The organism is Candidatus Desulfolinea nitratireducens, assembly GCF_982879505.1.
This window is the reverse complement of record NZ_CEYOSI010000204.1, coordinates 1-6,203: the sequence shown is the minus strand read 5'-3', so window position 1 is coordinate 6,203 and position 6,203 is coordinate 1. Positions and strand designations below refer to the sequence as shown.

General features: G+C 45.5%; 4 protein-coding genes and 3 pseudogenes. 5 read left to right on the top strand and 2 right to left on the bottom strand.

Annotation, left to right across the window (positions count from 1 at the left end; all coding sequences use genetic code 11):
- Positions 1 to 148 precede the first annotated feature (148 nt).
- Positions 149 to 1,231, top strand: a pseudogene (locus tag AC3DOM_RS14560) (recombinase family protein); the annotation flags it as partial.
- A gap of 526 nt (positions 1,232 to 1,757) precedes the next feature.
- Here AC3DOM_RS14560 and AC3DOM_RS14555 read toward each other — a convergent pair.
- A pseudogene (locus AC3DOM_RS14555) lies at positions 1,758 to 1,886 on the bottom strand (YjbQ family protein); the annotation flags it as partial.
- Between the two features lies 1 nt (position 1,887).
- Here AC3DOM_RS14555 and AC3DOM_RS14550 point away from each other — a divergent pair.
- Together AC3DOM_RS14550 and AC3DOM_RS14545 are read left to right on the top strand one after the other, a co-directional pair.
- Complete coding sequence (locus AC3DOM_RS14550; RefSeq protein ID WP_487919770.1) at positions 1,888 to 2,049, top strand: hypothetical protein; 162 nt, start codon at positions 1,888 to 1,890, stop codon at positions 2,047 to 2,049.
- A gap of 338 nt (positions 2,050 to 2,387) precedes the next feature.
- On the top strand, positions 2,388 to 3,767 hold the full coding sequence (locus AC3DOM_RS14545; RefSeq protein ID WP_487919769.1) for an anaerobic sulfatase maturase: 1,380 nt from the start codon (positions 2,388 to 2,390) through the stop codon (positions 3,765 to 3,767).
- Between the two features lie 160 nt (positions 3,768 to 3,927).
- Here the strand turns inward: AC3DOM_RS14545 and AC3DOM_RS14540 are convergent.
- Positions 3,928 to 3,996: pseudogene (locus tag AC3DOM_RS14540) on the bottom strand (secondary thiamine-phosphate synthase enzyme YjbQ); the annotation flags it as partial.
- Positions 3,997 to 4,153: 157 nt separating this feature from the next.
- On the opposite strand from AC3DOM_RS14540, the gene AC3DOM_RS14535 reads away from it, so the two are divergent.
- Both AC3DOM_RS14535 and AC3DOM_RS14530 read left to right on the top strand, forming a co-directional pair.
- Entirely contained in the window at positions 4,154 to 4,882 is a 729-nt protein-coding gene (locus tag AC3DOM_RS14535; protein ID WP_487919768.1) for a GntR family transcriptional regulator, read from the top strand.
- Between the two features lie 69 nt (positions 4,883 to 4,951).
- Positions 4,952 to 6,091 carry an ABC transporter permease gene (locus tag AC3DOM_RS14530; protein WP_487919767.1) on the top strand — a complete coding sequence of 380 codons (1,140 nt, stop codon included), beginning with the start codon at positions 4,952 to 4,954 and terminating at the stop codon, positions 6,089 to 6,091.
- Positions 6,092 to 6,203 lie beyond the last annotated feature (112 nt).

The window sequence follows — 6,203 nt, the reverse complement described above, 5'->3', positions numbered from 1 at the left end:
TTTCATTACGACAATTTGTGCATCTATTGCAAAGTTAGTTATGGACTGCCTTTCAGTAACCTATGCAAGAATTTCTCTTTTGCGTTTTTTCTAAGGCTGAAACCCCAAACTGCCGTATAAAAACCACAGACGAATAAGGAGAAGGAAAATGCTCAAAAAAACAGCAATTTATGCCCGAGTATCAACGAATGATCAAGCGGATAACGGCTATAGTCTCCCTAGTCAACTAGATTCCTGTAGAGCTTATGCTGAGCGTCTAGATTATGTTGTTGTAGGGGAATTTCATGATGATGAGAGCGGTGCTATGCCAGTCGCGCAACGCCCTCAAGGGCAACTATTGACGGAGATGATCAAAACAAGAAAAGTAGATGCGATTATTGTTCATCAGGTGGATCGCCTGTCTCGTGATATTGTTGATTTACTGACAACCATACGAAACTGGTTACGGACTGGTGTGGAAGTCTATGCTCTGGATGTGGGGAAGATTGAGAGTGAACTGGATATTGTCTTGGTCATCAAAGGCTGGCAGGGGAGTGATGAGCGTCAGAAAATAAGAGAAAGATCTATGCGAGGAAAACGTGCAAAGGCCCGTACCGGACGAGTAGTTGGTACGCGTCCGCCTTATGGATATGATCATATTCGAGATGAGAATGGGAAAGTGGTCAACTTCACAATTATTGAAGAGCAGGCAAAGGTTGTACGTCTTATCTTCCAGTGGTATCTGGAAGGTGATGACAGTGGGAAGCGTTTATCTGCAAATCAGGTTTCAAAACGCTTGTCTGAAATGGGCTTTCCAACACCTGGGGAACTCAAAGGCTATCGCCGTAAACATAAGGGGGGGATGTGGAGAGCAGGAACCGTTCTTTCTATTATCGCTTCAGAAACCTATGCCGGAATATGGCGTTTTGGTATGCGGATTGGTCCTACCCGTCACACACGGCCTAAAGAAGAGTGGATAGAGGTTGAAGTCCCGGCAGTTATTGATAAAAAGACTTGGGATGCTGCACAAGAACAAAGGGAGATGAATAAGAAATTCTCAAGACGAAACGCAAAGCATGATTATCTTTTAAGCGGAATGATGCGCTGCTCTTGTGGACATTCTTTATCTGGGGAATATTTTAGCAATCACCAATACTATACATGTACATGGCGCAATAATCATCATTCTAATCTGGAAGAAAGGACATGCTGGCAGCGTTCTGTTCGTGCTGAGGCGATTGAGCCTGATGTCTGGGACAGCATTGTGAGCTTGTTCTCTGATCAGAAAAACCTTGAGAAACACCTTCGTATTGCACAACAAGAGGAGCAAGCTGCGCTAGATCCTAAAAAGGAAGAGTTGGGGGCTGTTATTGCTATGATTGAAGAAACGGAGCGAGAAGCGGTTGAGATTGGGCGAGCATTGCGTCATGCTGCTGGTATTGTTGCAAATAAACTGAAACAGAATATGGAAGAAGTCGATAAGCGTTATGAAGCGTTGATAGAAAGGCAAGAGTTTCTAGAAGAGGATCTGGATAAAACAAATTTGACAGATGATGCTGTGCAAGATTTACTGAAATTTGCGGATGATGTTTTTCTTGGAATCGAAAACGCCGACTTTGATACAAAGCGGCGCACGATGGCAATGTTGAAAATTGATGTTATAGTGAAAGATAAGAGGTTTTATGTGGAAAGTGTAGCAGGTCAGTGGGAAGGAAGTATTCGAAAACTTCCACGTTCTAGAGGAATCAGTAAAGCAGAAGAGGGAGATGATTCCGACTTGCGTTTACAAGAACAAATCCCTCCTGAATGGTGCTTTCATGCAAGGCCTCGTTTACCTGTGGGGTAATATTTATGAAGGCACGGCGTGTGGGGGTTTGAAACCAGAGTTCTTTACGATAAGATTTCATAATGACCTCATTTTTAGACTATATGCTTTCTAAGCATTTTACCGCTAAATTGGCAAAATGCGACTGCGGGATAATGATGGGAGTGGCTATGACAGTGAGTGAATTATCAGATAATAGCAACCTGGTGAAAGGTCAAGGTAACAAAAATATTACTGAGAATTAGCCAAACCATCTATTCATTTTAGGACTTACGAATTTTTATAATCCTGGTCCCAATGCTCTGCGTTGGGGTATTGTAGACAAGCTACAACGCAGCGAGAAAAAAGATATTTTGCGTAAGTCCTGCATTTATTAAACGGTCAGGCAATTATTGTTAAGGTATGATTGACAAATCTATCGAATTGAATAAGATCGCCGGATAATCAGTCTGAAATCAATATATCCTGCCCTCAGGAAGACGCAAATCATTGAGGTCGACGATCTAAAACTGTTTATTTATTCCGGAATGCCATAATTAGTAAAAGTTTCAGCGATGCATCTGGACTAAACAGGAGACATATATTGGGTACAAATAACGGTATACCGCCCCGAATTCACGTCATGGCCAAACCCAGCGGCGCCACCTGTAACCTGGGATGTTCTTATTGTTTTTTTCTGGATAAAGAGTTGCTCTATCCTGACAGCAGGTTTCGAATGGGTGATGTGGATCTGGAAACATATATCCGCCAATTGATCGAATTGCATCGCACGCGCGAGGTGACGATTGCCTGGCAGGGCGGTGAGCCAACCCTGATGGGCGTGGATTTCTACCGCAAAGCGATCGAATACCAGGAAAAATACCGCAAGCCCGGCATGGTGTTCGAAAATACCATGCAAACAAACGGCACGCTCCTGAATGATGAGTGGTGCGAATTCCTGAAAGAGAACAACTTCCTGATGGGGATCAGCATCGATGGGCCGCCCCATCTTCACGATGCCCACCGTTTAGATAAGGGAGGCAAGGGGACTTTCGACAGTGTGATGCACGGTTTACGCTTGTTGCAGAAGCATGGTGTGGAATACAACATCCTCACAACTGTCAATCGGGTCAATGCTGCTCATCCGCTGGAGGTCTATCGCTTTCTGCGCGATGAGGCAAAAACCAGTTGGATCCAATTCATCCCGATCGTTGAACGCATCAACGAGGATGGGGGCAACCTGTACCAGGAAGGAGATAAGGTTACGCCACGCTCTGTGCTGCCCGAGCAATTTGGCCGCTTCTTGATCCAGATTTTTGATGAGTGGATACTGAATGACGTTGGGAAGGTTTTCGTGCAAATGTTTGAATCTTCCCTGCGAAGTTTTATGCATTTCCCAACCTCGGGGATATGTATCTTCGACCAGACATGTGGTTCCGCCCTGGCCCTCGAGCATAACGGCGACCTGTATTCCTGCGATCATTTTGTGGAGCCCGATTACCTGCTTGGAAATATAAAAACAGAACATATGCTTAAAATGGTAGGGTCTGATCAGCAGCGCCAATTCGGGCTGGATAAGCGTGATTCATTGCCCAAATACTGTCGCGATTGTGAGGTGCGCTTTGCCTGTAACGGGGAATGCCCCAAGAACCGCTTTATAGACACTCCAGCCGGAGAGCCGGGACTGAATTACTTGTGTGTCGGTTACAAAGGCTTCTTCAAACGTGTTGATGTACCGATGAAATTGTTGGGGACACTGCTGCGTACGGGACGTCCGGCTGAGGAAGTGATGGGACTCCTACGGAAAGATGAACCAGCCCTTCGGGAGGCTTATCGAAAATCCAGGGCAAAAGATGCTTGCCCTTGCGGTAGTGGCATGACTTTTAATCGCTGCCATGGTTGGAAATCGCAAAAACATGGTCACAAACGCGGCAAACCATCGGCGCCTCAGCCACGCCCGCCGGTCGGTAATTACGGAAGATAATAAATTTCCGCTTGTGTCACCTTGACGGAGAGCAACATCGAACGTGTGAATGATCTTCTGCGCTCGTTTTCGCCTTTGCGAATGAAAGTCTCTACAGCCACACTATGGAATAAACGATTCCCTTTTTATCTGGCCTTCATAATTAAGCTACATTTACTTACGGGGTGATATTGATAAAGGCGCGGCGGGTGGGGGCATGGAACCAAAGTTCTTTACGATAGGATTTCATAATCCCCTCGCTTCTGGATGGTTATCTCTCCAGGATTTTACCGTATTATTCAGTTTGCATATTATTTCACGATTGACTAGAGATATCTCGTGAAGTATACTATTTTCGTTAAAGTCAGACGACTACCCTATCGCAGAAACTATAAGAAAGAACCTTTATGCGTGTTATTCGATCAAAGCCCATTTCAGAACAAGTGAATACGATTATCCGAGAGAGATTTCGTGACGCAACCTATGCGCCCGGATTTCGTTTGCCTTCTGAGAGCGAGCTGTCAAAAGAGTTCGGCGTTAGCCGAGCCACAATTCGAACTGTATTCGCCAAATTGGCTGTTGAAGGGTTGATCTTACGCAAACAAGGTGACGGGACCTACGTCAATGAGCGAATTCAGGAAGTTAATACACATCTAGGGGGGCTGTGGGATTTTGCGCATCTAATTGAGCGCAGTGGGTTTGAAGTATCTATTCAACCTCTTTTAATAAAGAAGGTTGCAGCAACAGAAGATGAAGCACACGTATTAGCAATAGATGCGGGGATTGAATTATTGTCTATGACAAGGTTGTTTTCGGCAAATAGCCAGCCGGTAATTTTGGCGAAAAATTTAATCCCGGCATCACTTTTGCTGGATCAAAATGCGGAAATTGATGGACACCTTCGTATTCGTGAGATCCTGAAGCAATATTTCCGTCAGGAAATTTCTTTCGTAACCACTGAGATTTCTTCAGCCCTGGCTGGTGAAAATGCCCATATTTTGAATATCAGGCCAAGGACCCATTTATTAAACTTGAAAATGATTTTCTATAGCAAAGATAACAAACCCTTGACTCTAGGCAAAAGTTATCTGAATGATGATATTTTAAAGCTTCGTCTTGTGCAAGCCTGGAATTGAAATAAAATTCAATTTTGAAGTTAATAATGATTGTATTAGATTTACTTTTGGTGGAGGACAAATCAGCTCATGCGATCTCGATTAGACTCTTTGCTTGACGCTTTACTTCCAGTATTTGCGACATTTGCTGCCTTAGGTGTGGGCGCGATCATGTTATTTATTTTACGCGTTAGCCCTGTCGAGGCCTATGGTGCCTTATGGGAAGGGGCCTTTGGCAGCACCAATGCGATGGCCGAAACTCTGGTCAAAGCAACTCCCTTACTATTGGTGGGACTTGGAATTTGTATAGCTTTTCGTGCAAGCGTGATCAATATCGGTGGCGAGGGGCAGATGATTATCGGCGGCATCCTTGCCACGCAGATAGGGCTGACCTTTACTGATTGGCCGGGTTGGCTGGTTATTTTTGCGGCAATGGTAGCTGGCTTTTTAGGCGGTGCTTTGTGGGGAGGTATTCCGGGTTTTCTAAAAGCATATTTTCGGGTCAATGAAATTCTTAGCACTGTCATGATGAATGCGATTGCTGTGCAGGTTATGAATTATATGCTGCGTGGCCCAATGATTGATCCTGCTCAAGCTGAAAAAGCCTCCAAAATTCCGCAGACGGCTCGCCTTCTTGAAGCTTTCCGCTTACCGCGTTGGGCACCGACACGTCTTCATGCAGGATTTTTAATTGCCGTTGTATTGGCGATTTTGGTCTACATCCTCCTGTGGCGGACTACGTTGGGATACCGCATCCGTGCAGTGGGGCAGAATCCACATGCCGCCCGCTATGGGGGCATCCGCGTCCGCCGCCATATCGTCACAGCCTTGCTTTTGAGTGGGGCATTTGCTGGCCTCGCTGGTGCCATTCAGGTTTACGGCGTAAACTACCGCATGATCACCGATGGTTCTGCTTCTGGATTTACGGGCAGTTCCGGGTTTAATGGGATCGTCGCAGCCTTATTTGGGCAATTACATCCTATCGGGACGATCCCCGCATCGATTTTCTTTGGTGCCTTGCTTGTTGGTGCAAATAAGATGCAGCGAGTTGTCCAGATTCCCTCGGCGTTGATCACTGCACTAAACGGCCTGGTTGTCATTTTTGTAGTCAGTAGCGAGATTTGGCGGAGGCGACGACAGCGGCAGCGATTATCCAGAGATGAAACTGATGATGCCCCCCCATCAATCGCAGAAAATATAAATACCTCAAAAGAGGAGGGTTCAGCATGACTCCTGAATTGGTGATTATTGGAATTCTGACCTCAGGTATCCGCCTGGCAACCCCATACCTATATGCAGCCATTGGTGAGACATTTGGACAACGCAGCGGTGTACTCAATCT

Coding starts and splice junctions, on each gene's coding strand:
- AC3DOM_RS14550 (WP_487919770.1), top strand. CDS start 1,888: ATGACCTCATTTTTAGACTATATGCTTTCTAAGCATTTTACCGCTAAA.
- AC3DOM_RS14535 (WP_487919768.1), top strand. CDS start 4,154: ATGCGTGTTATTCGATCAAAGCCCATTTCAGAACAAGTGAATACGATT.
- AC3DOM_RS14530 (WP_487919767.1), top strand. CDS start 4,952: ATGCGATCTCGATTAGACTCTTTGCTTGACGCTTTACTTCCAGTATTT.